The sequence below is a fragment of the Alsobacter metallidurans genome, assembly GCF_014636935.1.
Lineage (GTDB): Bacteria > Pseudomonadota > Alphaproteobacteria > Rhizobiales > Beijerinckiaceae > Alsobacter > Alsobacter metallidurans.
Window position 1 is genome coordinate 199874 of record NZ_BMES01000003.1, and the last position, 26001, is coordinate 225874.

The 26001-nt window shown below is 68.5% G+C and carries 26 protein-coding genes; 18 read left to right on the forward strand and 8 right to left on the reverse strand.

What is annotated here, in order from left to right:
* Positions 1-2 precede the first annotated feature (2 nt).
* Together IEV99_RS21770 and tsaA are read right to left on the reverse strand one after the other, a co-directional pair.
* Complete coding sequence (locus IEV99_RS21770; RefSeq protein ID WP_188519950.1) at positions 3-1634, reverse strand: GMC family oxidoreductase; 1632 nt, start codon at positions 1632-1634, stop codon at positions 3-5.
* Between the two features lie 106 nt (positions 1635-1740).
* Positions 1741-2337, reverse strand: coding sequence for a tRNA (N6-threonylcarbamoyladenosine(37)-N6)-methyltransferase TrmO (gene tsaA / locus IEV99_RS21775; RefSeq protein ID WP_188519951.1), 597 nt, complete (start codon positions 2335-2337; stop codon positions 1741-1743).
* Between tsaA and modA the strand changes: the two genes are divergently transcribed.
* The 5 genes from modA to IEV99_RS21800 all read left to right on the forward strand — a co-directional run bounded on the left by modA (position 2326) and on the right by IEV99_RS21800 (position 8362).
* Entirely contained in the window at positions 2326-3084 is a 759-nt protein-coding gene (gene modA / locus IEV99_RS21780) for a molybdate ABC transporter substrate-binding protein (RefSeq protein WP_188519952.1), read from the forward strand. The genes tsaA and modA overlap by 12 nt on opposite strands.
* On the forward strand, positions 3081-3773 hold the full coding sequence (gene modB, locus IEV99_RS21785) for a molybdate ABC transporter permease subunit (RefSeq protein ID WP_188519953.1): 693 nt from the start codon (positions 3081-3083) through the stop codon (positions 3771-3773). The genes modA and modB overlap by 4 nt, the downstream gene beginning before the upstream one ends.
* Positions 3770-4882: a molybdenum ABC transporter ATP-binding protein gene (gene modC / locus IEV99_RS21790; protein ID WP_188519954.1), complete on the forward strand. Its 1113-nt coding sequence runs from the start codon at positions 3770-3772 to the stop codon at positions 4880-4882. The genes modB and modC overlap by 4 nt, the downstream gene beginning before the upstream one ends.
* A 120-nt stretch (positions 4883-5002) precedes the next feature.
* Positions 5003-6106 carry a glycosyltransferase family 4 protein gene (locus IEV99_RS21795; protein ID WP_188519955.1) on the forward strand — a complete coding sequence of 368 codons (1104 nt, stop codon included), beginning with the start codon at positions 5003-5005 and terminating at the stop codon, positions 6104-6106.
* 66 nt (positions 6107-6172) lie between these two features.
* Entirely contained in the window at positions 6173-8362 is a 2190-nt protein-coding gene (locus IEV99_RS21800; RefSeq protein ID WP_188519956.1) for an amylo-alpha-1,6-glucosidase, read from the forward strand.
* Positions 8363-8371: 9 nt separating this feature from the next.
* Here IEV99_RS21800 and IEV99_RS21805 read toward each other — a convergent pair whose 3' ends face one another.
* Positions 8372-10174 carry a PAS domain S-box protein gene (locus IEV99_RS21805; RefSeq protein WP_188519957.1) on the reverse strand — a complete coding sequence of 601 codons (1803 nt, stop codon included), beginning with the start codon at positions 10172-10174 and terminating at the stop codon, positions 8372-8374.
* Positions 10175-10405: 231 nt separating this feature from the next.
* On the opposite strand from IEV99_RS21805, the gene IEV99_RS21810 reads away from it, so the two are divergent.
* The 4 genes from IEV99_RS21810 (at position 10406) to purQ (ending at position 12395) form a co-directional block, all read left to right on the forward strand.
* A complete protein-coding gene (locus IEV99_RS21810; protein ID WP_244644011.1) occupies positions 10406-10756 on the forward strand; it encodes a response regulator in 351 nt (116 codons plus the stop codon).
* A gap of 77 nt (positions 10757-10833) precedes the next feature.
* Complete coding sequence (locus tag IEV99_RS21815) at positions 10834-11268, forward strand: PRC-barrel domain-containing protein (protein ID WP_188519959.1); 435 nt, start codon at positions 10834-10836, stop codon at positions 11266-11268.
* Between the two features lie 175 nt (positions 11269-11443).
* A complete protein-coding gene (gene purS, locus IEV99_RS21820; RefSeq protein WP_188519960.1) occupies positions 11444-11686 on the forward strand; it encodes a phosphoribosylformylglycinamidine synthase subunit PurS in 243 nt (80 codons plus the stop codon).
* A 4-nt stretch (positions 11687-11690) separates the two neighbouring features.
* Positions 11691-12395, forward strand: coding sequence for a phosphoribosylformylglycinamidine synthase subunit PurQ (purQ, locus tag IEV99_RS21825; RefSeq protein WP_188519961.1), 705 nt, complete (start codon positions 11691-11693; stop codon positions 12393-12395).
* A 318-nt stretch (positions 12396-12713) separates the two neighbouring features.
* Here the strand turns inward: purQ and IEV99_RS21830 are convergent, their stop codons facing one another.
* Complete coding sequence (locus IEV99_RS21830; protein ID WP_188519962.1) at positions 12714-13940, reverse strand: TadE/TadG family type IV pilus assembly protein; 1227 nt, start codon at positions 13938-13940, stop codon at positions 12714-12716.
* A 316-nt stretch (positions 13941-14256) separates the two neighbouring features.
* Here IEV99_RS21830 and purL point away from each other — a divergent pair, with 316 nt between their 5' ends.
* From purL to IEV99_RS21855, 5 genes are all read left to right on the forward strand, one after another.
* Entirely contained in the window at positions 14257-16479 is a 2223-nt protein-coding gene (gene purL, locus IEV99_RS21835; RefSeq protein WP_371875828.1) for a phosphoribosylformylglycinamidine synthase subunit PurL, read from the forward strand.
* Between the two features lie 14 nt (positions 16480-16493).
* Complete coding sequence (locus IEV99_RS21840; protein ID WP_188519964.1) at positions 16494-16727, forward strand: BolA family protein; 234 nt, start codon at positions 16494-16496, stop codon at positions 16725-16727.
* A gap of 54 nt (positions 16728-16781) precedes the next feature.
* Positions 16782-17120: a Grx4 family monothiol glutaredoxin gene (gene grxD / locus IEV99_RS21845; RefSeq protein ID WP_188519965.1), complete on the forward strand. Its 339-nt coding sequence runs from the start codon at positions 16782-16784 to the stop codon at positions 17118-17120.
* Between the two features lie 90 nt (positions 17121-17210).
* Positions 17211-17642: an arsenate reductase (glutaredoxin) gene (gene arsC, locus IEV99_RS21850; protein ID WP_188519966.1), complete on the forward strand. Its 432-nt coding sequence runs from the start codon at positions 17211-17213 to the stop codon at positions 17640-17642.
* Positions 17639-18316 carry an aquaporin gene (locus IEV99_RS21855; RefSeq protein ID WP_371875819.1) on the forward strand — a complete coding sequence of 226 codons (678 nt, stop codon included), beginning with the start codon at positions 17639-17641 and terminating at the stop codon, positions 18314-18316. The genes arsC and IEV99_RS21855 overlap by 4 nt, the downstream gene beginning before the upstream one ends.
* A gap of 71 nt (positions 18317-18387) precedes the next feature.
* Here the strand turns inward: IEV99_RS21855 and IEV99_RS21860 are convergent, their stop codons facing one another.
* The 3 genes from IEV99_RS21860 to IEV99_RS21870 form a co-directional block, all read right to left on the reverse strand.
* On the reverse strand, positions 18388-19920 hold the full coding sequence (locus IEV99_RS21860; protein ID WP_244644012.1) for a L,D-transpeptidase family protein: 1533 nt from the start codon (positions 19918-19920) through the stop codon (positions 18388-18390).
* Between the two features lie 139 nt (positions 19921-20059).
* On the reverse strand, positions 20060-21013 hold the full coding sequence (locus tag IEV99_RS21865; RefSeq protein WP_188519967.1) for an acetyl-CoA carboxylase carboxyltransferase subunit alpha: 954 nt from the start codon (positions 21011-21013) through the stop codon (positions 20060-20062).
* Between the two features lie 102 nt (positions 21014-21115).
* Positions 21116-21901 (reverse strand): class I SAM-dependent methyltransferase, encoded by a 786-nt coding sequence (locus IEV99_RS21870; protein WP_188519968.1) that lies wholly within the window; start codon positions 21899-21901, stop codon positions 21116-21118.
* Between the two features lie 167 nt (positions 21902-22068).
* Between IEV99_RS21870 and gloB the strand changes: the two genes are divergently transcribed.
* From gloB to IEV99_RS21885, 3 genes are read left to right on the forward strand one after another with little or no spacing between them, the layout of a single operon-like run.
* Positions 22069-22836, forward strand: a complete 768-nt coding sequence (gloB, locus tag IEV99_RS21875; RefSeq protein ID WP_188519969.1) for a hydroxyacylglutathione hydrolase — start codon at positions 22069-22071, stop codon at positions 22834-22836.
* Positions 22837-22843: 7 nt separating this feature from the next.
* A complete protein-coding gene (locus tag IEV99_RS21880; RefSeq protein WP_188519970.1) occupies positions 22844-23296 on the forward strand; it encodes a cupin domain-containing protein in 453 nt (150 codons plus the stop codon).
* A 27-nt stretch (positions 23297-23323) separates the two neighbouring features.
* On the forward strand, positions 23324-24097 hold the full coding sequence (locus IEV99_RS21885; protein WP_188519971.1) for a GNAT family N-acetyltransferase: 774 nt from the start codon (positions 23324-23326) through the stop codon (positions 24095-24097).
* A gap of 3 nt (positions 24098-24100) precedes the next feature.
* Here the strand turns inward: IEV99_RS21885 and yddG are convergent, their stop codons facing one another.
* Entirely contained in the window at positions 24101-24973 is an 873-nt protein-coding gene (gene yddG / locus IEV99_RS21890; RefSeq protein ID WP_244644013.1) for an aromatic amino acid exporter YddG, read from the reverse strand.
* 502 nt (positions 24974-25475) lie between these two features.
* On the opposite strand from yddG, the gene IEV99_RS21895 reads away from it, so the two are divergent.
* Positions 25476-25949 (forward strand): hypothetical protein, encoded by a 474-nt coding sequence (locus tag IEV99_RS21895; RefSeq protein WP_188519972.1) that lies wholly within the window; start codon positions 25476-25478, stop codon positions 25947-25949.
* The last annotated feature ends 52 nt before the right edge of the window (positions 25950-26001 follow it).

The window sequence follows — 26001 nt, forward strand, 5'->3', positions numbered from 1 at the left end:
GATCAGGCCAGCGCCTTCGCGTCCTCGCGCATCATCGCCGCGCCCTTCTCGGCGATCATCATGGTGGGCGAGTTGGTGTTGCCGGACGTGATGCGCGGCATCGACGAGGCGTCGATCACCCGCAACCGGTCGACGCCGCGCACCCGCAGGCGCTCGTCGAGCACCGCCAGGGGATCGTCCGCGACGCCCATCTTGGCGGTGCCGACCGGGTGGAAGATGGTGGACGACACGTCGCCGGCCGCCTTGGCGAGGTCTTCCTCTGAGGTCAGGTGCGCGCCGGGCGTGTACTCCTCCGGCCGGAAACGCTCCAGCGCCCGGGCGCTCACGATGCGGCGCACGAGCTTCAGCGCGTCGGCGGCGACGCGGCGGTCCTCGTCGGCCGCCAGGTAGTTTGGCGAGATCGCCGGGGCGGCGGCCGGGTCTGCGGAGGCGAGCCGCACCGTGCCGCGGCTGGCCGGACGAAGGTTGCAGACGCTGGCCGTGAACGCCGCGAAGACGTGCATCGGGTCGCCGAACTTGTCGAGCGAGAGCGGCTGCACGTGGAACTGCAGGTTGGGCGTCGCGTAGTCCGCCGACGAGCGCGTGAACAGCCCGAGCTGCGACGGCGCCATGGTGAGCGGCCCGGTGCGCAGCAGCGCCCATTCGGCCGCCATCAGGCCGCGCTTCACCAGCGACTGGTAGTCGATGTTCAGCGTCCGCACGCCGTTGACCTTGAACACCGGCCGGATCTGCAGGTGGTCCTGCAGGTTTTCGCCCACCCCGGGCAGGTCGCGCAGCACCGGGATCCCGTGCTGCTGCAGCAGCCCGCCCGGGCCGACGCCCGACAGCTGCAGGATCTTGGGCGACGCGACCGCGCCGGCGCTGAGCACAACCTCGCCGGCCGCGCGCGCGACCTTCTCCTGCCCGCCCTGCCGGTAGACCACGCCCGTGGCGCGGCCTTCCTCGATCAGCACGCGCTCGACCATCACGCCGGTTTCGAGACGCAGGTTGGGGCGCTTCAGCGCCGGCCGCAGGAACCCCCGCGCCGCGCTCCAGCGCCGGCCGCGCTTCTGGTTCACCTGGAAATAGGACGAGCCCTCGTTGTCGCCGGTGTTGAAGTCCTTGACCTTGCGGATGCCGATCTCCTCGGCCGCCGCCTGGAAGGCGTCCAGGATGTCCCAGCGCATGCGCGGGTACTCGACGCGCCATTCCCCGCCCGAGCGGTGGAATTCGTTGGGCGGCGCGATGTGGTCCTCCTGCGCCATGAAGGCCGGCAAAACGTCATCCCAGCCCCAGCCCTGCAGCCCGAGCTGGCGCCAGCCGTCATAGTCGGCCGCCTGACCGCGCATGTAGATCATGGCGTTGATGGCCGAGGACCCGCCGATCACCTTGCCGCGCGGATACGCGATGGCGCGGCCGTTCAGCCCGGCCTGCGGCTCGGTCTTGAACATCCAGTCGGCGCGCGGATTGCCGATCGCGAACAGGTAGCCGACCGGGATGTGGTACCAGATCCAGTTGTCCATGCCGCCCGCCTCCAGCACCAGCACGCGGTTGCGCGGGTCGGCCGAGAGCCGGTTCGCCATCACGCAGCCGGCCGAGCCGGCCCCCACCACGATGTAGTCGAAGGTTCCGGCGTCGTTCACGGTGTCGCGCATGGGGCGTTCGCTTCGCAGTGCATGGATCGGGTGGACTTCTTTGTGCCGCCGGCAGGGTTGCGCAGTTTCGTCCCCGCTGTCGAGAGCGCAACCCGGTTGTCACCCCTTAGCGGCCAGATGAAGTCTCATCGGGAGCCGGCGCGCCGAAAAGGCTGCGGTCCGGCTTGAGGTCGAGCAGGGGCGTTCCGTCCAGGCAGTCGAGGCCGCGCACGTGCAGGATCGCGCCCTCAAGGCGCACGAGGCGGACGATCGCGGTTCCGATCGGGTTTGGCCGAACCGGCGAGCGGATCGAGAACGTCCCCCGGACCACCCCGCCGCGCGGGCTCTGCGCGACGAGGTCGCGCCGCGACTCGTGAAGCCAGTAGAGCACTTCCAGTCGCTCCCGCCCGTCGACGCCATCGAGCGCCTCCACCCAGGGCGGGAAGACTTCGATGACGCAGACCGGCCCATCAGGGCTGCCCTGCCGGGGGCATTGCGCCCGGTCGGTCCAGGGCGTGCGGATCACGCCCACAAACGTCAGCGACGCGTCGGTTGGGGCCGGAGCCGCGACGGCGCGCTCGCCGGGACGTAAGTCGTGCTCCCGGTTGTTCAAGTCGATCTCCCGTTCGGCTTTGAAGCGCACTATACAGAACAGGTCGCCCGCCTCGCCAGCAGCGCGGCGTGATCCCGCCAGCGTTTCGCAGGACCGCTCATGTTCGCCCATTCCCTCCTGCGCGCTTGTCTCGCCGCCTTCGCGCTGGCGGGCGCAGCGCTCTCGGCGGAGGCGGCGCAGTTCAACGTGGCCGTGGCCGCGAATTTCACCGAACCGGCCCGCGAGATCGCGGCCGCCTTCCGGGCGCGCACCGGGCACGAGGCCGTGCTGAGCTTTGGCTCGTCGGCGCAGCTTCTCGCCCAGATCTCCCAGGAAGCGCCCTTCCAGGTGTTTCTCTCGGCCGACCAGGAGCGTCCCGCCAAGGCCGTGCAGGACCGGCTCGCGATCGCAGACAGCCGCTTCACCTATGCGGTCGGCAAGCTGGCGCTCTGGAGCCGCGACCCCGCTCTGGTGAACGGCGACGCGACGCTGAAGTCCGGCCGCTTCGACAAGCTCGCGATCGCGAACCCGGCCGCAGCCCCCTACGGCGCCGCCGCCATCGAGACAATGAAGGCGCTCGGCGTTTTCGAAGCCTTGCAGCCCCGCATCGTGCAGGGGTCGAGCATCGCGCAGGCCTACGCGTTCGTGGACACCCGCAACGCCGAACTGGGCTTCGTGTCCTTGTCGCAGCTGGCGAACACGCCGGAAGGCTCCCGCTGGATCGTCCCGCAAGCGCTTTACAATCCGATCCGGCAGGACGCCGTGCTGCTCGCCAAGGGTCGTGACAGCGAGGCCGCCCGCAACTTTCTGGACTTCCTGAAAGGCCCCGAAGCCCGGGACGTGATCCGCCGCTTCGGCTACGAGATCGCGGCCCCATGACGGCAAGCTTCGCGGCCGAGATCGGGCCGCCGATCCTCCTGACCATCCAACTCGCCGCTATCACGACGGCTTTGCTGCTCGTGGTCGGAACGCCGCTGGCGTGGTGGCTGGCGCGTTCCCGGGCGTGGTGGAAGGAGGGCGTCGGCGCCCTCGTGGCGATGCCGCTGGTGCTGCCCCCGACCGTGCTCGGCTTCTACCTGCTCGTGCTGCTCGGCCCCGACGGTCCGGGCGGCTGGATCGCCGAGCTATGGGGAGCGCGAACGCTGGCGTTCACATTCACCGGCCTCGTGATCGGCTCTGTGTTCTACTCGTTGCCTTTCGTCGTGCAGCCGATCCGCAACGCCTTCGAGGCCTTCGGCGAACGCCCGCTCGAGGTCGCCGCCACGCTGCGGGCGTCGCCGCTCGATGCCTTCTGGAACGTCGCGCTGCCGCTGGCGCGCCCGGGCCTGCTCACGGGCGCTGTGCTGGGCTTCGCTCACACGGTCGGGGAGTTCGGCGTGGTGCTGATGATCGGCGGCAACCTGCCGGGTCAGACCAAGGTGCTGTCCGTGGCGATCTTCGATTACGTCGAGACCCTGCAATGGGCCAAGGCGCACGCGGTAGCGGCCGGCATGACGCTGTTCGCCTTCGCGGTCATTCTCGCCACGACGCTCGCGGAGCGCCGCTGGCGCCGGGCGCGCGTAGGATGACGGGCGCCGCGGCCGACCCCAACAGCTTTGCATTCGCTGGCCATGTCGGCGCGTTCGCGCTGGACGTCGCGTTCGACGCGCCCCCAACCGGCGTCACGGCGCTGTTCGGCCCCTCGGGCTGCGGAAAGACCACGGTCCTGCGCAGCATCGCGGGACTGCAGCGGATGGCCCGAGGGCGCGTGATGGTGGCCGGTGCGCCATGGCAGGAGGGCGAGATCTTCGTTCCGCCGCATCGCCGGTCGGTTGGCTACGTCTTCCAGGAAGCCAGCCTCTTCGCGCATCTCTCCGTGAAGCAGAACCTCCTGTTCGGGGCGAGCCGGGCGGGCCCGGCCGGTGCGGGCGCGGCGGCCGCGTTCGACGACGTCGTCGACCTGCTCGGCGTCGGGCCGCTGCTCGGCCGCGCGACGGCGGCGTTGTCGGGCGGGGAACGACAGCGTGTCGCCATCGGCCGGGCCTTGCTGTCGCGGCCGTCGCTGCTGCTCATGGACGAGCCGCTGGCCGCGCTGGACGCCGCCAGCAAGAACGACATCCTGCCCTTTCTGGAACGGCTGCATGGGGCCCTGTCGCTGCCCGTGCTCTATGTCACGCACGACATGGCCGAGGTGGAGCGCCTCGCCGACTGGCTCGTTCTGCTGCAAGCCGGCCGTGTGCTCGCGTCCGGCCCGCTCGCCGCACTCCAGAGCGACCCCACCCTGCCGCTCGCGGCGCGCCGTGACGCCGCCGTCAGCCTCGAAGCCGTGACGGGCGCCTATGACGCCGCCTACGGACTGCTTGCGCTGGATGTTCCTGGCGGGCGCTTCCTTGCCCCGTCGGCCCCGGCCCAGGCCGGCGAGGCGCGCCGCATCAGCATCCAAGCCGCGGACGTCAGCCTTGCGCTGCGTCGGCCCGAACAAAGCACCATCAGCAATATCCTGGGCGCCCGCATCATCGAGGCCGCGCCGCTGGGTTCGCAGGAACTCGCCGTGCTGGTCGGCCTCGGCCAGGACGGGGCCGGGGCGCGCCTGCTCGCGCGAGTGACGCGCCGGTCGTGGGACCAGCTCGGCTTGCGGACCGGCCTACCGGTCTTCGCGCAGATCAAGGGCGTCGCGCTGGTTCCTGGCGCGCGCTGAAGCTCCGCGTGGGTGCGGCTGGTGCGCCCGGATGCCCCTTATTGGAGGAACTTTACCGTACGGCTGGGGTTGCCCACCCGGGTCCTTTTTCGCCGGGGCTCCGCATTCGACGAGGTCGCCATGAAAATCGCACAAGTCGCTCCCCTGGCCGAGGCTGTTCCGCCGAAGCTCTACGGGGGGACTGAGCGCGTCGTCTCCTGGCTGACCGAGGCTCTGGTCGAGTTGGGCCACGACGTCACGCTGTTCGCCAGCGGCGACTCGGTCACCAAGGCGAAGCTCGAGGCGATCGTGCCCGAAGGGCTGCGTCTGGCCGGCATCCGCGACCACCTCGCCAGCCATCTGGTGATGATCGACGAAGTGCGCCGGAGGGCCGACGAGTTCGACATCATCCATTTCCATCTCGACCTGATCCAGTTCCCCCTGTTTCGCGAGCTTGCGGGCAAGACGCTGACGACCATGCACGGACGCCTGGATCTCCCGGACTTCCACCCGATCTACAAAGCCTATCCGGACATGCCGCTGGTCTCGATCTCCAACAACCAGCGCAAGCCCGTGCCGACGGCCTGCAATTGGCGCAGCACGATTTATCACGGGCTGCCGAGCCAGCATTGCGCGTTCAACCCCAAGGGGGGCGACTACCTCGCCTTCCTGGGCCGGATCTCGCCCGAGAAGCGGCCCGACCGCGCCATCGAGATCGCCAAGCGGGCTGGCGTGCCGATCCGCATCGCCGCCAAGGTCGACAAGGCCGATCACGACTATTTCGCCAAGGTGATCGAGCCCATGCTCGACCATCCTCTCGTGCATTTCGTCGGCGAGATCGATGATCGGCAGAAAAGCCAGTTTCTGGGCGACGCCATGGCTCTGCTGTTTCCGATCGACTGGTGCGAGCCGTTCGGCCTCGTGATGATCGAGGCCATGTCGTGCGGCACGCCCGTGATCGCCTGGCCGCACGGCTCCGTGCCGGAGGTGATCGACGACGGCGTCACGGGCTGCATCGTGTCGTCGGTCGAGGCCGCGGCCGCGGCCGTTCCGCGGGCCCGCGCAATGGATCGCGCAGGCGTGCGCCGGCGCTTCGAGCAGCGCTTCACAGCGCATGCCATGGCGCGCGGTTATGTGGACGTCTACGAGGCGCTGCTGGCCGAGGACGACGTTTTGCCGACCCTGCCCCTCTCTCGTCACGCTGCCGGGCTCCTATCCGCCCAGGGGCGCCTCGCGACGGCCTGATTCGGCCCCGCGCGGCCACGGAACGGCGAGCGTTCGACGCTCGCCGCAGTTGGAGACGACACGACCATGCTGGGAATTACCAAGCCGCGACCGGCTGACGGCGAGCCGGAGAAGCTTTCCGAGCACTACATCGAGACCGATGTCTCGCTGGTCGAACGAACCCTCCGCTCGCTGAAGCATGGCGATTCCTTCGCGGTGCTGGACGGCTATGGCGACATCGGCTCGACGCCGGGCGCGCCCGAGGGCCTGTTCTTTCGCGACACGCGCTATCTGTCGCGTTTCGAGCTGCGTTTCGAAGGCAAGCGGCCGCTGCTGCTGAGCTCTGTGATCCAGGACGACAACGCCGCCCTGTCGGTGGATCTCACGAACCAGGATGTCCGCGCCCAGGACCCGGACGGCATTCCGCGCGACCTCATCTCGCTCGACCGCACCAAGTTCCTCTGGCGCGAGGCCTGCTACGAGCGGATCGGGCTGCGCAACTTCGCCGACCGAGAGGTCACGTTCCGCCTTGATCTGTTGTTTGACGCCGATTTCCGCGACCTGTTCGAGGTGCGCGGCGTCGATCGGCTGCGCCGCGGCGCCGTGTCGTCGCGGGTGGTGAGCGAGGATCAGGTCGAATTCGTGTATGACGGCCTCGACGGCGCGCGCCGGCGCACCCTGATCGCGATCGAGCCCGCGCCCGAGCGGCTCGACACGCACAGGGCGACCCTCGTGGTGACCTTGCCGGCCGGAGGACGCGCGTCCGTGATCGTGCGCGTCGCCTTTGAGGAAGGCGGCGAGAGCCGGTTTTCCGATTTCGTCACCGCCTTCCGGGACAAGCGACGCGAGAACCGCCGCCTGACGCGCCGGATCGCCACGGTCGAGACCTCCAACGAACATTTCAACGAGGTTTTGTGCCGCTCGACCTCCGACCTGTACATGCTGACTACGCAGACGCCCGAGGGGCTCTACCCCTATGCGGGCATCCCTTGGTACAGCACCGTGTTCGGCCGCGACGGCATCATCACGGCCATGCAGATGCTGTGGGCCGATCCGGCCGTGGCGCATGGCGTTCTCGGCGTTCTCGCGGCCACGCAAGCGACCGACTATGACGCCGCCAAGGACGCCCAGCCGGGCAAGATCATGCACGAGCGCCGGCAAAGCGAGATGGCCCGCACCGGCGAGGTGCCCTTCCAGCGCTATTACGGCACCGTGGACGCGACGCCGCTCTTTGTGATGCTGGCCGGCCTCTACCATGACCGCACCGGCGACAGCGCCTTCATCCGCTCGATCTGGCCGGCCATCAAGGCCGCGGTCGCGTGGTGCGACCGCGACGGCGACCGCGATCGGGACGGCTTCGTGGAGTATTTCCGCGAAACGGACCACGGGCTCGCAAACCAGGGTTGGAAAGACAGCCACGATTCCGTGTTTCACGCGGATGGATCGCCTGCCCTGGGTCCGATCGCGCTGTGCGAAGTGCAGGGCTATGTGTTCGCCGCCAAGCAGCATGCAGCGCGTCTCGCCGACCTGTTCGGAGAAGCTGACTGGGCCTCGTCCCTGCGCAACTCCGCCGAGGACCTTCGCCAGCGCTTCGAGGATACGTTCTGGTCGGAGGAGATGGGCAGCTACGCGCTGGCGCTGGATGGCGCCAAGCGCCCCTGCCTCGTGCGCACCAGCAACGCCGGCCACGCTCTGTTCGCCGGCATCGCCGCACCCGATCGCGCCGCCCGCACGGCCGCGACGCTGATGTCGCAGGACGGCTTCAGCGGCTGGGGCCTGCGCACGCTGGCGCGCGGCGAGCCGCGCTACAACCCGATGTCCTACCACAACGGGTCGATCTGGCCGCACGACAACGCCATGGTGGCGCTCGGCATGGCGCAATACGGCCTGAAGCACGACGCCGCGACCATCTTCGGGGCCGTGTTCGACGCCGCCCTGCACCAGGAATCGCGACGGCTGCCCGAGCTCTATTGCGGCTTCCTGCGCAAGCGTCGCCGCGGGCCGGTCGGCTACCCGGTGGCGTGCTCGCCGCAGGCCTGGGCTGCCGCGACGCCGTTCGCCTTTCTGGAGGCCTGCCTTGGCCTGAAGATCTCGGCCGCCGACCGCATGGTGGCGCTGCGCGATCCGATCCTGCCGGCCTTTGTCGACGAGGTCGTTGTCCGGGGGCTGCAGGTGGCCGACGCGACCCTCGACCTGCGGATCCATCGCCACAACGGCGACGTGTCCGTCAACGTCCTGAACAAACGTGGCGACGTCCGGCTCGTGGTGGTGAAGTAGGGGCGGCCTTCATGTTCCCGCCGCATAGGTCGACGACACCGGCGCGGTGATCGTGCAGCGCACGCCGTCGGGGCCCAGCTCGTAATGGGTCTCGGCCGCGAGCTGGTACGGCAGGGCGCGCTCGATCAACTCCCGGCCGTAGCCCTTCCGGGTCGACACGAGCGCGCCGGGGACGCCCGTCTCGCGCCACTCCACCCGCAGGCGCTGCGCGCCGTCGCCCGCAACGATCAGCCGCCACGTGACCTCGACGTGGCCATCCGGCGTCGACAGCGCGCCGTATTTCACGGCGTTGGTGGTGAGCTCGTGCAACGCCAGCCCGAAGGTCTGGATCGTGGCCGAGCGCAGCCGGATCCCGCGCCGGCCCTTCAGGGTCACCTGGTCGCCGAGCCCGTTCTCGTCCGCGACGCCGTGCGCGGCGAATTCGGCCCGCAGAAGTTCGTCGAAACTTACCCGGTCCCCGTCCTCCAGCCGCGACAGAAGGCCGTTCACCCGCCCCAACGCGTCCAGCCGCGCCGTGAAGCTCTGGGTGAACGCTTGGAGCGACGTCGCGTCGGCCGCCGTACGCGTCGCGATCGCGCGAATCACGCCGATCAGGTTACGGGTCCGGTGCTGCAATTCGGCCAGCAGCACCTGCAGGCGATCTGCAATCGCTTTCTCGTCCGTGAAGTCATGCGCGATGCCGCCAATCCAGCGCGTCCTGCCCTGCGCGTCCGGAATCGGGAAATCGTGGCTCGTCAGCCAACGCACCTCCCCGTCGGACTGGCGCCGGAAGCGATAGCGCGAACTCACAGTTTGGCCGTCCGACACGCGCTCGATCGCCGCCAGGGCCTCTTCGCGGTCTTCGGGCAGGATGAAGTCGACCCAGTTCGGAATGGTTTCGCTGCGCAGCCCCTGCGCAAGCGCCGCACCGAAAACCCGCTCGAAGGCCGGCGAGAGGTAAACCCACTGCAGCGACCCTGCGTCCCTGATCCACAGCACGTCCGTGGAGGCTTCGCCGAACAGCCTGAACCGCTCCTCGCTTTCCTGCAGCGCCTGTCGCACCCGGCGGCGCTCGGTCATGTCCTGCCCGATTTTCAGGAACCCTTGCAGGACGCCGTGTTCGTCTCGCAGCGCACGGGTCGAGCCCTCGATAAAGGTGCGGCGCCCGTCGGCGCGCAGGTGCCACCGGATATCGGGCGTTACGCCGTCGCGGGCCGCGCCGGCCAACTCCTTTTCCACCGCGCCGGCCGCGCGGTCCTCCGGCGTGAACGTCGCCGCAAAGTGTCGGCCTTCGATCTCGCCTGCTTTCCAGCCGAACACCGCCTCCGCGCCCGGGGACCAGCGCTGGATCACCCCTTCGGTGTCGAGCAGCAGGATCGCGTAGTCGCGGGCGCTTTCCATTGTCAGGCGGTAGCGCTCCTCGCTCTCGCGCAACGCCGTGGTGGTCCGCACGCGCTCGTGCACGTCGATGGCGAGCCCCGCCCACGCCGTGATGGCTCCATCCGGGCCGATCACCGGCGCCGCGTGGCACTGCATCCAGCGCCAGCCGCCGGCCGCCATGGCGACACGGCATTCCAGCGCCATCGGGGCCCCAGCCCGCAGCGCCTCGGCCCAGCGCCGCTCCGCCATTCCCCGGTCGTCGGCTTGAAGGGCGCCGAGCCAACCCTCGCTGGCCCAGCTCTCGGCGGTTTGGCCCGTCAGGCTTCGCCACGCGATCTGGTCGCCCCCCGTCCTCCCGTCAGGTCCGGCGCTCCACCGCGCATGCGGTCGGTCGTGCAGCATGGAGCCGAGTAGCGCTTCGGCGACCGAAAAAGATTGCGGAACTGCGCTCACGTCGATCCATCGCTGTGCTGCCGGAAGGCCACGCTGATCTGGCGCGGGACACTGTGGATTCATAATTCCCGGAGGCCGGCAGCGTTTCGCAATCGGCCCCAAGAATCGATCGTCCCTGAATCCGGCGTCGAAATCCCGTGGCATATTCACGCTGGGCGAACTCCCAACTTACCCGAACCCGCCGCCTGACCTATGATGCGACGGCTGGTGAGGTTGGTCGGGAACAGTGTCGTGCAGGGGTCTCGCATTCTGATTGTCGAGGACGAAATGCTCGTCGCGATGATGATCGAAGACATGATCACCGACATGGGCCTTATCCCGGCCGGCGTCGCCGGACGTCTGCAGCAAGGCGTCGACCTGGCCGGCCGGCTCGATCTCGACGGGGCTGTTCTCGACGTGAACCTGGATGGGGAACAGTCCTTCCCGGTGGCCCGCGTGCTGCAGGGACGCAGCATCCCGTTCTTTTTCGCCACCGGCTATGGGGCAAAAGGCATTGCGGACGAGTTCAAGCAGTCGCTCGTGCTGCAGAAACCGTTCAACGCCGCCGAGTTGGAAAGCGCGTTCCGTCGGATCCTGCGCTGAGCCATCCCGTGTTCCAGCCGAACCGTCGGCCTTGAAGGTCGTTGTCCTTCGGACAGCAACCGCTCACGGAGCCTTTCATGCCGACCGAACTCCCCAACGAACGCGCGCTTCGAACGCCGGGCTCGATGGAGCTCGACCCCTCGGGCGGCGAGGGTGTGGCGATCAACGAAACCCGCAAGCTGATCGCCTCCGACAAGGTCGAGGGCACCACCGTGTTCAGCGCCGCCGGCGACGAGCTTGGGACCGTCCACAATTTCATGGTCGACAAGGTGTCGGGCCAGGTCGCCTACGTGGTGATGTCGTTCGGCGGGTTCCTTGGCGTGGGCGAGAGCTATCATCCGCTGCCGTGGCGCGCCCTGCGCTACGACCGCCAGCTCGGCGGCTATGTGGTCGACATCGACAAGAGCAACCTGGAGGCCGCGCCCCACTACGGCGCCGGCGAGGACCCGTTCGTGGACGACGAATACGGGGCCAAGGTGGACGCCTACTACCGCACGGCCCCCACGGCCTGAGCGCACGGCTGATCAAACAGCGTTCGGCGCCGCCACCGGGCTTGCGGTCGCGGGCGCGAGCCTCTATCGGCTAGGCGGACGGCAAGCGGAGCCCCGAAGGGCGGCTCCGCCTCGCCGGGCGGCTTCACGTCGCCCCGAGGCTTCGCCGTCGCGCCCAGCGAGCGAGGAAGAGCGCATGAAAGCCCGCGTCACCGTCACCCTGAAGACCGGCGTCCTCGACCCCCAGGGCAAGGCGATCGAGGGAGCGCTCCGGTCGCTCGGCGTCGACGGCGTCGACAGCGTGCGCCAGGGCAAGGTGTTCGACATCGAGCTCGCCGGCAAGGACAGGGCCGCCGCCGAGGCGACTCTCCAGGCCGCGTGCGAAAAGCTGCTCGCCAATACGGTGATCGAGAACTACCGCGTCGAGATCGTGGGGTGAGCCGATGAAGAGCGCCGTTATCGTCTTCCCCGGCTCGAACCGCGACGGGGACATCATCCGCGCCATCCGGGCCGGCACCGGCCACGAGCCCGCCTCCGTGTGGCACGCCGACCACGAACTGCCAGCCGGAACCGATCTCGTCGTGCTGCCGGGCGGCTTCAGCTATGGCGACTATCTGCGTTGCGGTGCCATCGCAGGGCGGGCCAACATCATGGACGCCGTGCGGGCCCACGCGGCGCGCGGCGGCCTCGTGCTGGGCGTCTGCAACGGTTTCCAGATACTGGTGGAATCCGGCCTGTTGCCGGGCGTGCTGATGCGCAACTCGCAGCTGAAGTTCGTGTGCAAGATGCAGCACCTGCGCGTCGAGCGCGCCGACACGCCCTTCACCAACCGCTACACAACCGGCCAGGTGATCGAGGTCGCGATCGCGCACGGCGAGGGCAACTACATCGCGGACGACGAGACCGCGCATCAGCTCGAGGCCGAGGGCCGCGTCGCGTTCCGGTATTGCGACGCCGACGGGCAGATCGGCAGCCGAACCAACCCCAACGGATCGTTCAACGACATTGGCGGCATTTACTCGTCGGGCTTCAACGTGCTCGGCATGATGCCGCATCCCGAGAACCTGATCGACCCGCTCGTCGGCGGCACGGACGGCCTGCCGCTGTTCCAGAGCCTCGTGGCCGACTGGAAGCCGCTGGCGGCCTGAGGCGGCTTGGAGCGCCAGCGCCGCCAAGCCCTACGATCCCCTCATCCTGAGAGCCTGGCCGGCCAATCGTTCGAACACCCTCGATACCCTCATCCTGAGGAGCAGGCCGTCTTCGGCCTGCGTCTCGAAGGACGAGGGAGACCAGCTTGGACGAAAAATTCAGCCTTCTGGAACCCCTCGTCCTTCGAGACGCCATGCGAAGCCGCATGGCTCCTCAGGATGAGGGGCATGGTTGGGGTTGCGCCATCGTGACACCCACAAACAGCCACGGCCCCGGCCGGGGGGCCGAGGCCGTGCTCCATCCTCACCGGTACGCGGTTACATGGTGAGGCGGATGGACGTGATGTCGCTGGCGATGCGCTTGAACACGGCGTCGAGCTGGCTGGCGCTGGTGACATCGAAGAATTTGGACGAGTCGGTGGCGCAGCTTTTCAGCAGGGCGGCGTTCCCGTTGATCACCCGCACTGTGTAGAGCGTGATCTTGTTGGCGCTCTTCTTCACCTCGTCGCAGGCCGCCTTGGTGCGCGTGTCCATCTGGTAGACCGAATCGCCAAAGCGGTTCTGCGTGTTGTCGCCGTCCGTCAGCAGGATCATGAATTTCTCGACCCCATCCGTGCCGAACGCCGCTCCGCCCGTCAGCGGCGCGCCGGGCGACAGCGCCGCCAGGCCCCAGGCCAACCCGATCGTAATGTTGGTGTTGCCGACCGCGTTCATCGCGTCCACCGAGGTGCGCAGGCCGGCGAAATCCGTCGAGAGCGGCCGTACGGGCGCCAGCGCGGTTCCCCATTGGCAGGTCTGCACGGCCGGGTATTTGGCCATGGGGGAGTCGTTGGTGTCGTAGCCGCTGTTGCGATCCGCCACGCAGCCCTGCCACGTGGCCTTGTTCACCGCGTTGGTGGAGAAATCGAGCCAGGTCTCGTTCTTCCACGCGGTGTCGAGATGCACCTGCGTGTTGAACGGCACCAGCGCGATCTTCACCTGGTCAGTCTCCTTGGAGGCCGCCTCCAGGGTGGTGACAAGGTTCTTGGCCGCCTTTTTGAGCTCGGTGATCTTGTTGGAGCTTGCCATGGAGCCGGTGTTGTCCAGCACCATCGCGACCTCGATCTTGCGAACGCCCCAGGCCGCCTGCCCGGCCGCGGCGAGCGCCATCTCTGTCTTGCCCGCCATCTTCATGAAGGTGGTCGGGTAAAGCCCCTGCACGTCCACGACGACCTTCTTGTCGGCCGTCTTTGAGATCGTCAGCGCCGTGCGGACGAAGTCCTTGGCGATCCGGTTCGCGCCGGCGTCCGCCCAGTTCGCCGCGAAAGCCGCTTCAAAGAACGTCGTGCCTTTGCTCTGGATGTCGGCGTCGCTGAGGTCGCCCGCCTGCCGGGCCATCGCCAGGGCGGTTGCATCGGCGGCGGCCTGAACACGGGCGCGCATCGCCAGTAGCCGGTCATAGTCCACCGCGCTTCCCACCGCCAACAGCATGGGGATGATCGAGACCGCGAACAGCGTGCTGACGGAGCCGCGGGCGTCGGTCTTGAAGCGGTTCAGAATGGACATTGCAGCGATCCTCGAAGGGTTCTGCAACTCCAGGTTTCAAATCCGGCGCCATGGGTTTCATGCCGCGTATCGCGCCATCCTGAACCACAACCTGTGCGTTTAGGTCGGTTGCACCGCACGCTGCGCAGCTTCAGCCCGCGGGCGTCCCGAAACGAAACAGGCGCCCGGCGCGGGCCATTCGCCATCCCATTGCGGCGCGGCATTGCCATGGCGCCTGTCGGGCTTTATGCGAAAGGCGAGACCGGCGCGCGCGCCGCGCCGCCCTGCGCCGGCCCGAGCCGCTGACCATGACCCCAGACCCGAGAGGGCGACCGTGATCCCCAACGCCGTCAAGATCACCCCCGAACTCGTGGCCGAGCATGGCCTCAAGCCCGACGAGTACCAGCGCATCCTGGATCTCATCGGCCGCGAGCCCTCGATCACCGAGCTCGGCATCTTCTCGGCCATGTGGAACGAGCACTGCTCGTACAAATCCTCCCGCCTTCATCTGAAGACGCTCCCCACCAAGGCCCCCTGGGTCATCCAGGGCCCGGGCGAGAACGCCGGCGTGATCGACATCGGCGACGGCATGGCGTGCGTGTTCAAGATGGAGAGCCACAACCACCCGAGCTACATCGAACCCTACCAGGGCGCGACCACGGGCGTCGGCGGCATCTTGCGCGACGTCTTTACCATGGGCGCGCGGCCCATCGCGTGCCTCAACGCCCTGCGCTTTGGCGACCCGTCCCACCCGCGCACGCGCCATCTCGTGGCCGGCGTGGTGGCGGGCGTCGGCGGCTACGGCAACTCCTTCGGGGTGCCGACCGTGGGCGGCCAGTTCGGCTTCCATACCCGCTACGACGGCAACATCCTGGTCAACGCCATGGCGGTCGGCATCGCCAAGGCGGACGAGATTTTCTACGCCGCGGCCACGGGCGTCGGGAACCCGATCGTCTATCTCGGCTCCAAGACCGGCCGCGACGGCATCCACGGCGCCACGATGGCGTCCGCCGAGTTCGACGACAAGTCGGAGGAGAAGCGCCCCACCGTGCAGGTCGGCGATCCCTTTGCCGAGAAGCTGCTGCTGGAGGCCTGCCTGGAGTTGATGCAGACCGGCTCGGTGATCGCCATCCAGGACATGGGCGCGGCCGGCCTTACCTGCTCGGCCGTCGAGATGGGGGCCAAGGGCGACCTCGGCGTCGAGCTCGACCTCGACAAGGTGCCGTGCCGCGAGGCCGGCATGTCGGCCTACGAGATGATGCTGTCGGAGAGCCAGGAGCGCATGCTCATGGTGCTCGACCCCGCCAAGGAGGCGCAGGCCAAGGCCGTCTTCGTGAAGTGGGGTCTCGACTTCGCCGTGATCGGCCACACCACCGACACGCTGCGCTTCGTCGTGAAGCACCGGGGCGAGGTCATGGCCGACCTGCCTATCAAGGAGCTGGGCGACGAGGCCCCGCTCTATGACCGGCCGCACATCGCCAACACGCACCAGCCCGTGCTCGCGCCCGACAGCGTCCAGCCGCCGGTCGGCGCCGCGGACGCGCTGCTGCGCCTCGTCGGCTCTCCGGACCTCTGCTCCAAGCGTTGGGTCTGGGAGCAGTACGACCACCTCATCCTCGGCAACACCGTGCAGCAGCCGGGCGGCGACGCCGCCGTGGTGCGCGTGCTGGACGGCCCCAAGGGCCTGGCGCTGACCTCCGACGTCACGCCGCGCTATTGCGAGGCCGATCCCGTCGAAGGCGGCAAGCAGGCCGTCGCCGAGGCCTGGCGCAACATCACGGCCGTGGGCGGTCAGCCGCTGGCCATCACGGACAACCTCAACTTTGGCAATCCGGAGCGACCGGACGCCATGGGCCAGTTCGTCGGCTGCATCCGCGGCATCGGCGAAGCCTGCCGGGCGCTGGACTTCCCGGTCGTGTCCGGCAACGTCTCGCTCTACAACGAGACCAACGGCCGCGGCATCCTGCCGACGCCGACCATCGGGGGCGTCGGCCTGCTGGACGATGTCACCGTGAACGCCTCGGTGGGCTTCAAGGCGGCCGGAGAGGCCATCATCCTGGTGGGCGACACGCAGGGCTGGATCGGTCAATCGGTGTGGCTCAAGGAGATCGCCGGCCGGGAGGAGGGCGCGCCGCCGCCCGTCGACCTCGCGGTCGAGCGCCGCAACGGCGACTTTGTGCGCGGGCTCATCCGCAACTGGGGCATCCGCACGGTCCATGACCTGTCGGACGGCGGCCTCGCGGTCGCGCTCGCCGAAATGGCGATGGCCAAGCGCATTGGCGCGACGATCGAGACGCTACCGGCCGGGCCCGCCCACGCGGTGCTGTTCGGCGAGGACCAGGCGCGCTACCTCCTGGCCGTTCCAGCCGACGAGGCCGACGCCGTGCTCGCGCAGGCCAAGGCCTCCGGCGTTCCCGCCATGCGTCTCGGCGTCACCGGCGGCGACACGTTGAACCTGCCGGGTGAAGCGCCCATATCGGTCGAGGCCCTGCGGTCGGCGCACGAGAATTGGCTGCCGAACTACATGGCCGGCCACCCCACCACGGCCGAAGCGGCCTGACGGAGCAAACCCCTATGGCCATGGACGCCCGCGAGATCGAGCGGCTGATCAAGGAAGCCCTGCCGGACGCCGTTGTCGAGATCCGCGATCTCGCCGGCGATGGCGACCACTATGCCGCAACCGTGGTGTCATCGGCCTTCAAGGGCCTGCCGCGCGTCAAGCAGCACCAGCTGGTTTATGCGTCGCTGAAGGGCAACATGGGCGGCGTGCTGCACGCCCTTGCGCTGACGACCTCCACGCCCGAATAATCACACGACAGCCAACCGGCGCGCCTTGACCGCGCACGAGGAAAGGACCGGACCATGAGCATCCAGGATACCATCAAGACCGAAGTCACCTCCAACGACGTCGTGCTGTTCATGAAGGGCACGCCCCAGTTCCCGATGTGCGGGTTCTCGGGCCAGGTCGTGCAGATGCTGGACTACCTCGGCGTGCCCTATAAGGGCATCAACGTTCTCGAGAACGACGAAATCCGCCAGGGCATCAAGGACTACGCCAACTGGCCGACCATTCCGCAGCTCTACGTCAAGGGCGAGTTCCTGGGCGGCTGCGACATCGTCCGCGAGATGTTCCAGTCGGGCGAGCTGCAGACGCACTTGACCGAGAACGGCGTCGCCCTGAAGCAGGCCGCCGGCGCCTGATCGAGAGCGGTCGGACGGTCTGAAACTCCGACGCTCGCGCCTCAGGCGGGAGTGTCACGCGGGTGTCACGCAAGAGGTCTATGGCGCGCCATGGACATCATCATCTACCACAACCCTGACTGCGGCACGTCGCGCAACACCTTGGCGCTGATCCGCAACGCTGGCATCGAGCCACACGTCGTCGAATACCTGAAGACGCCGCCGGCCACTGCCCTCCTGCGCTCCCTGCTGGCGCGGGCCAGCCTTCCGGTGCGCGACGCAATGCGCCAGAAAGGCACGCCCTACGCCGATCTCGGGTTAGAAAACCCAGCGGTGTCTGACGACCAGCTGTTCGACGCCATCCAGGCGCACCCAATCCTGCTGAACCGGCCGTTGGTGGTGACTCCGCTGGGCGTGAAGCTCTGCCGGCCATCCGAGCTCGTGCTCGATATTCTTCCTGAGGGCTCCCAGCGCGGCGAGTTCAACAAGGAAGACGGCGAACGCGTGGTCGACGAGCACGGCCGGCGGGTGGCGACCGCTTGATCTACTCGCCCGCCCAGCGGCTCGCCGCCGAAGCGCTCGGAACGGCGCTCTTGGTGGCCGCCGTGGTCGGCTCCGGCATCATGGCCGAGAAACTCGCGGGCGGCAGCTTGGCGCTGGCCCTGCTCTGCAACACCATTCCGACCGGCGCGATCCTGTATGTGCTGGTCACCGTGTTTGGGCCCGTTTCTGCCCATTTCAATCCGGCGGTCAGCCTCGTGTTCGCGATCCGGGGCGAGTTGCCCTGGGCGAGGCTGGCCCCCTATGTGATCGGACAGGTGCTCGGCGGGATAGCCGGCACGCTGCTCGCGCACGTCATGTTCGACCAGCCCGCCTTCCAATTCTCGGTCACGGCCCGCACCGGCCTCGCCCAGTGGATCTCGGAAGCGGTAGCCACCTTCGCGCTGGTTCTGACGATCCTCGGCGCGATCAGGGTTAAGCCGGACGCCGTCCCGGTCGCGGTCGCACTCGTGATCACGTCGGCCTACTGGTTCACCTCGTCGACGTCGTTCGCCAACCCTGCGGTGACCATCGCGCGCGCCTTGTCCAATACCTTCGCGGGCATCGCGCCGGCGGACGTTCCGGCCTTCGTCGTCGCGCAGCTCTGCGGCGCCGCAACCGCCATGCTGGTGGCCGAGCGGGTCTTCGGATGGCGGAGACCGAACACGGCCGGATGAGCCAACCACGATGCCGCCGATGAGAAAAGGCCGGCATCGCTGCCGGCCTCATGATTTGGGTGAGCTGCGGCTTACTGCTCGGCGGCCAGCGACGCCTGGCGTTGCGGCATCGGCTTGAGGGGCGGCTCGGATCCGTCGGCCTGACGCCGCGGCGGCATCGGCGCGCGGGCGGGCTGCGGCGTCGTCGGCTCGGCCGAGACGGCGGCCGGCGTCGGCTCTTCCGAGGCGCCAAGCCAGCGCTTGTAGAACGGCTTGCTCTCGCCCGATGCCGTCGCGACCGGCGCTTCAGTCTTCGGCGCCGTCCTGGACCCAAACAGCGAGCCGATGGCGCTGAAAGCGCCGCTGGGCGGCGGAGCGGGCGCAAGCGCCGTCACGTTGGCGGGAATTGGCTGGGCGGCCACCACGACGGGCGCGGGCTTGCCAGGCTTGTTTTTGCCAAGCGTACCGACCACGGCGGGTTCGCTCTTGGCCGCGACAACCACCGGGGAAGCCTTGGCGGGCTCGGCCTTCACGGCTTCGGCCTGCGCGACCGCGACCGTCGCCTGACGGCGCTGGCCGCGCTCGTCCACGGCGTATTCCTCGATGGAGTCCAGCGCCTCAGGCCGGCTGATGTCGCCCAGCGAGGCCACCTTGGCGGGCGTCATGCCGAGCGTGGCGTAGCGATCGTCCGACTGGCCCATGGCGTAGCGGCCGGTGCGGAAGCTCATGTGCTGGCCGCCATCGGCGTATTGCACCCGCACGGCGGGCGTGCCCTTGCCGACCAGCTCGGCGACCTTCTCCTGGTCGTGCCGGTCCTTGGCGGCGACCTGCTGGGCGAGCTCGGGGTCCATCTTCAGGGCCGGGCAGGCGGCGGTCGGGTCGAGGCGGCTCGCGCCGTCGGCGTCGAACACGTACTTGCCGCCGCAATACGCGACCTTCGGCTCCTGCTTGGTCACCTCGAAGTGGTCGGAGCCTTCCTTCAGGTTCTTCCAGTAGGACATGTTCGGGTCGTGGCGGAACTTGGCGAGGTTCTCGGCCGTCATCCGGAACGGATAGGACTGGAACTGCACCGCCTTCTGGCCGCCGTTGAAGGCCTCGCGCATGACCGCGTAGATCTCTTCGATCTGCTCGTTGGTCATCGCGAAGCAGCCGCGCGACGAGCAGGTGCCGTGCACCATGATGTCGCCGCCGTTGCGCCCCATGGCGCGCTCCATCGGGTTCGGATACCCGACATTGAACGACAGCCAGTAGGCCGAGTTCGGGTTCATCTGCGCGGTCGTGACCGTGTAGAAGCCCTCGGGAACCTGGCGGTCGCCTTCGCGTTTCTTGGGTCCGAGCTGACCCGACCAGCGGCAGATCGGGTAGGTCTTGATGTGCTCGTACTTGCCGTTCGAGGCCTGCTTCCAGACCTCGATTTCGGACTCTTTCTTGTAGGCGCGGATCAAGACCGGCGAGCTGCGCGTGGCGCCCTTCTCGGTCATCAACGCCAGCGTGTCGGACGGGATCGGCGCGTAAGCGCGGGCTGGGTAGCGGCCGGAATCGGCGTTGCAGCCTGCCAAAAGCACGGCCGCGACGGCGGCGTAGGCCAGCTTGGCGATCGGGAAACGGGACAGCGTCATCGACATCAGGCAACCCCCGAGGTCGTCATTGCGACCCCTGTGCTCGATTAGAACCGTCAACCTTTACGGAACCTTACCGGCCGGGGGCATCCCACGCCAGGCTGGTTAACGAAGTGTCAACAGCCGAGCGTCTGCCGCGCCCTGGCTAGAGTTTCCGGCCGATGGCCAGGAACTTGTCCGCACGTTTCGCACGAATTTCGTCGCGGGAAAAGCCCGCCCACTGGGAGAGTGCGCCTTCGAGCGCAGCGCCGGCGGCCGTCACGGCCTCCTCGGGCGCGCGGTGCGCGCCCCCGCGCGGCTCCGGCACGATGCCATCGATAACGCCAAACTTCAGCAGGTCCTGGGCGGTGATCTTCATGTTGGTGGCGGCGTCCTGCGCCCGGGCGCTGTCGCGCCACAGGATGGAGGCTGACGCCTCCGGCGACGCCACCGTGTAGATGGCGTGCTCCAGCATCAGGACGGTGTTGCAGCTTGCGATCGCGACGGCGCCGCCTGAGCCGCCCTCGCCGATCACCAGCGCGACGTTGGGCGAACCCAGCGCGAGGCACGCGTCCGTGGAGCGCGCGATAGCCTCGGCCTGCCCGCGCTCCTCTGCGCCGATGCCCGGATAGGCCCCGGCCGTGTCGACGAAGCTCAGCACCGGAATGTCGAAGCGGTCCGCAAGCTCCATCAGGCGCGCCGCCTTGCGGTAGCCCTCCGGCATCGCCATGCCGAAATTGTGCTTGAGGCGGGTCTCGGTGTCCGAGCCCTTCTCCTGCCCGATCACGCACACGGACTGGCCGCGAAAACGCCCGAAGCCGCCGATGATCGCCTCATCCTCGCCAAAGGCGCGGTCGCCCGCCAGCGGGGTGAAATCCTCGATCAGCGCGCGCAGGTAATCGACAAAATGCGGCCGCATGGGGTGGCGCGCCACCATGGTCTTCTGCCACGGCGTCAGCGCCCCATAGAGCTCCCGCAGCTGCGTGGCCGCCTTGGCCTCCAGCTGCTCGATCTCCTTGGCGAGCGCGGGCGAACCGCTGCTCTCGGCGACGCCGCGCAATTCGTCGGCCTTGGCCTCGAGCTCGGCGACGGGCTTTTCGAAATCGAGATAGCTTCGCATCGGTTGGATGGCCGGGCGCCTGTCTGTGTGGGCGGCGGGGGCCACCCTGAAATCGCGCCCGCGCGGGGGCTGAGCGGCGGATAAGTGGCCTCTCGGGACCTCTTAGTCAAGCGACGCCGTGTGAACGGGAGCGAGGGACGCCATGCCCTCCCCCCGCGTCAGGCGCGGCGCCGGCACCAGAACGGGGCGCATCTGGGTGGCCCCCACCCGCCGCGTCTGGCGGATCGCCACCGGCCGGTACAGCGTCTTGGTGGCCTCGATCATGTGCACGCCCGCGAACGGGAGCGCGAGCGTGGCGCCGACCCGCTCCCACGTGGCGGCGGAACGCAGAAAGGTTCGGCGCGGGATGGGAGGCACGTAGAGCGCCTCGGCCCAGTGCACCGGCGAAAACAGCGCCTCGCGCAGGACCGTGGTGAGCTGCCCGCGCGAAAACGGCTGGCCAAAGCCGAAGGGGGTCGTGTCCATGCGGGCCCAGAGCCCGCGCCGGTTGGGCGCGACCAGGATCAGGCGGCCGCCCGGCGTCAGGATGCGCCACATCTCGCTCAGGATCTCACGCGGGCTCTCGCCGATCTCGAGCGCATGCACGAGCAGCACGCGATCCACGCTGGCGTCGGCCAGCGGCATCATGTCGAGATCGCATAGCGCCGCCGCCGAGAGCCCGCCCGACGGCCAGTTCACCACCCCCTGCGCGGCCGGCATCACCGCGATGACGCGTTCCGCCTCGCCCGAGAACAGGTCGAGATACGGCGTCGCGTAGCCGACGCCGAGCACCGCCAGGCTGGTCACGTTGCTCCAGCGCGCCCGGATGGCGCGGCCGAGCAGCCGGCGCGCCACAGCGCCGAGCGGGCCGGTGTAGAAGGTGCGCAGATCGACGACGTCGAGGCTCATCGGCTCAGCACGAGGGTTCGGCCCGCGGAGCTGGATCCGCAAGGCTGGAGCCCCATGTGGCAGAACGCCGTTGCGACGCGCAAGGCGCCACCCGACAATAGGGTTGACCAGTTCCCCCTGATCGGGTCCACCCTCCCGGTCCCCGCCCCCTCCTCCATGGTGACGAGATGCCCGCAGAGATCCGCCAGTTCCTGATCGGCTCCGACAATTTCGGCGTGCTGATCCACGACCCCGAGACCGGCGCCACCGCGACGATCGACGCCTGCGAGGACGCCCCCATCCAGCGCGCGCTGGACGAAGCCGGCTGGAAACTCACCCACATCCTGGTCACGCACCACCACGACGACCACATCGCCGGCATTCCGGCCCTGAAGGCGCGCAGCGGCGCGCGCGTGATTGGCCCTGCGCGCGACCGGGACCGCATCCCCGGCATGGACCGCGGCCTCGACGAGGGCGACACCGTGATCGTCGGCGCCATGGCCGCCACCGTGATCGACACCCCCGGCCACACGGCCAACCACATCAACTTCCATTTCGCCGGCGAGAAGATCCTGTTCTCGGGCGACACGCTGTTCTCGCTCGGCTGCGGCCGCCTGTTTGAGGGCACGCCCGCGCAGATGTGGACCTCGCTGCAAAAGCTAGCCGCCCTACCGGACGACACGCGCGTGTATTGCGGCCATGAGTACACGCTCTCCAACGCCCGCTTCGCCCTGACGGTGGACCCCGACAACGCCGCCCTGCGCGAGCGCGCCGCCGAGGTTGAGCAGCTGCGCGCCGCCGGCTCCTTCACGCTGCCCACCACCATCGGGCGAGAAAAGGCCACGAACCCCTTCCTGCGCGCCGCAGACCCGGCTGTGGCGGCTGCGGTCGGCATGGCGGGACGGACGCCGCTGGAGGTCTTCACCGAACTGCGCGAGCGCAAGAACCGGGCCTGAGATCCGCATGAATCCGAGCCTGCCCGCCGGATTGAGCGCAGCCGACATCGTGCGGCTGCTCGACCTCGCCCCCCATCCGGAAGGCGGCTTCTATCGCGAGACGTTCCGGGATCCACGCGTGGACGCGGACGGCCGCGCCGCCTCGACGCTGATTTACTTCCTCCTCGGCGCGGGCGACATTTCCGAATGGCACCGCGTCGACGCCGTCGAGGTCTGGCACTACTACGCGGGCGCGCCGCTGGTGCTCACCCAGTCGCCCAATGGCCACGACGCGCACGCGCAGCATCTCGGGCCCAACCTGGCGACCGGCCAGCGCCCGCAGATCGTCGTGCCGGCCGGCTGCTGGCAAACCGCCGTGAGCCTCGGCGCCTGGACGCTGGTGGGCTGCACGGTGGCGCCCGGCTTCGAGTCCGCGGGCTTCGAGCTCGCGCCCCCGAACTGGCGGCCCACGCCGCGCTGAACCAACCGTCGCACCCGGAGCCTCGCCTTGGACGTCGCCGCCCTGCAGCAACCCACCTGTGTGTCGCTCGATCGCGTTCGCGCCTTCGAGCTCCATAGCGCCCGCGCCTGGCCGGCGCCCGAAGTCTTACGGCTCCATGGCTGGGAAGCGCGGCTCACGCCCGGGTCGCGCTCGCGGCGGGTGAACTCCCTCAACGCCATCACGCCGGTTCCGGGCGGCTTTCCGGACGCGCTCGCGGAGGCGCGTCGCCTGTGCCAAGCCCGCGGCCTGCCCTGTACGGTGCGGCTAACGCCGTTGACCCCGCCGGACGCTCTCTCCCTGCTGGCGACCGGCGAAGCCGCTCCGGCAGGTGAAACCATCGTGATGGCGGTCGATCTCTCGGCTGAGCCCCCGCCCGCGGCCGACGGCGTCGAAATCACCTCCGCGGCCACGCCGAGCTGGCTCGACGGCATGGCGGCTTCCGGCGCGGACGCCGAGGAGCGCGCCCTGATCGCCCGCCTGGTCGGCGCGGTCGCGATGCCGCAGGGCTTCGCCACCGTGTGGCGGGACGGGGCGGCGGTCGCGTTCGGCCGCGCGGCGGTTGAGAACGGCATCGCGGGCGTATTCCATGTCGCGACCCCGCCCGAGGCGCGCCGCCGAGGCCACGGGCGTACGATGACGGCCGCCCTGCTCGCCTGGGCGCACCGCCAGGGCGCTCGCGAAGCCTACCTGCAGGTGGTGGCCGAAAATGCGCCCGCGGCCGGGCTCTATCGCGGTCTCGGTTTCACCGAGGCCTATCGCTACAGCTACCTGCGCGCGTGACGCTCACGACACCTTGCGGCGGAGCATGTCGAGCGAGGCGAGCAGGGCGCCCCCCACGATCAGCGCCGTCGCGACGCCCAGCGACCAAGTTGCGGCCGCCGCGCCCGCCGCAACCAGGATGATGGTCGACAGCACCGGCGCCGCATAGGAGGCGACGCCCAGAACCCTGATCTCGCCGTGCTTCACGCCGTGGTCCCACAGGTAGAAGGCCGCCCCGACCGGCCCGAGCCCCAGGCCGATCACGGCAAGCCATTGCGCGGCTCCGTTCGGCCATACCGTTGTCTCGAACGCAAGATGGCACACCAGCGCCAGCGCGGCCGTCACGAGGCAGAATCCCACCACGGCGTCCGTCGGCACCGCGCCGAAGCGCCGCGACAGCACCGAATAGCCGGACCACACGAAAGCGCAGCCGAGCGCCAGCAGGTAGCCGGGCGTCGCAGCCGGGTCCAGCGTCAGCCCGCCGCTTCGCCCCGTGATCAGCACCGCCACGCCGGCGAGGCCCAAAAGCGCGCCCACGACATGGTTGCCCTTCAGGCGTTCGCCCGGCAACAGCGCCGAGAACAGCACGATCAGCAACGGCCACAGATAGGCGACGAGGCTCGCCTCGGCGGGCGGCGCGAGCCGGAGCGCGGCGTAGTAAAGGGCATGGTAGCCAAACAGGCCGCCCACGCCCAACGCCCAGACTGGCCATGGCTGCCGCAGGCTGCGCCAGGCGCCGGGTCGAAACGCCCAGCTCGCCGCCCCCATGCCGCCGCCGATCGCGAAGGTGAGGGCAAGCAGCTGGAAAGGCGGGACCGCGCCGGACGCCGCCGTCAGGAGCGCCAGGGCGGACCAGAGCAGGATGGCTCCGAACCCGGAGAGCGTTGCGAGAAACAAAGGGGACCTACCGCAGAGGATGCCGGCCGGAAAACGCCGGCAGGTCGATTCACGTGAACCGCGCGCGAGCCATAAAACCCGGCCCGGCAAAAGCAACAAGGGAATGCGGCGGTCGAAAGCGTCATGCCGCAGCTCGCGACCGCCGTCCAGGACGCTCACGCGCGGGTCGGCGGTGGTCGTGCGTCAAAGGAATTGCAGAAACCCTGGCGATTAATCGCATCTCGAAGGTTGGCGACCTCGAACATTACTGTCGTCGCGAACGTGGTTTGCCAGAATAATCGTTCACCATAGGTTTAAAGGCGTGGTTCATCAAAAAGCCAGCGTTGACAAGCTTTAGACCATAACCCGGGTTCAGCACGCCTCTTTGCCGACATGTGCCTGCCAGTAGCTAACATCATGAACACAAGGTTAAGTTGTAGAGGTTGCCAAAAAATCTTATTTGATTTTTATCATGCGCGCCTTTATCGTGGTCTAAACGCAGTTCCAACAAGACGATTGTCCCATGACCGATCAATCTTACACGCGCGCCTTGAGTGATCTCGCGGTCGGGCTCCGCTCGAAGCTGATGAACTCATCAGAGGAATTCCGACTTCTGGCGTCTCTCGAGAAGCTGATCGAGGAGATGTCGTCCCAGACCGGCGGCGAGCCGGCCCCCGGGAGGGCCCGCACCGTGGCCCCGCCCGCGCCGCAGTCCTCGCAATCATTGTCGTCGAAGTCGCTGCGCACCAGCGCCTACGAGATCCTGCGTGAAGCAAACGGTCCGCTGCCGATCGGCGAGATCCTGGAGCGGTTGAACCAGCGGGGCGTGACGTTCAGCGCCCGCAATCCCCGAGCGGCGCTGTCGTCGAACATGTCCCAGGACGCCCGCTTCGAGAATGGCGTGGTTGGCGGCCGCCCGATGTGGCGGCTCAAGGAAACCGCCCAGGACGAGGCGGCGGAAGACCTCGGAGCAGCCCAGCGCGTCGCCCGCCGCTGAACCGTGTCAGCGGCCCAGCGTCGAGCGCTAAGCAGGCTCGCTTCGCCTTGGC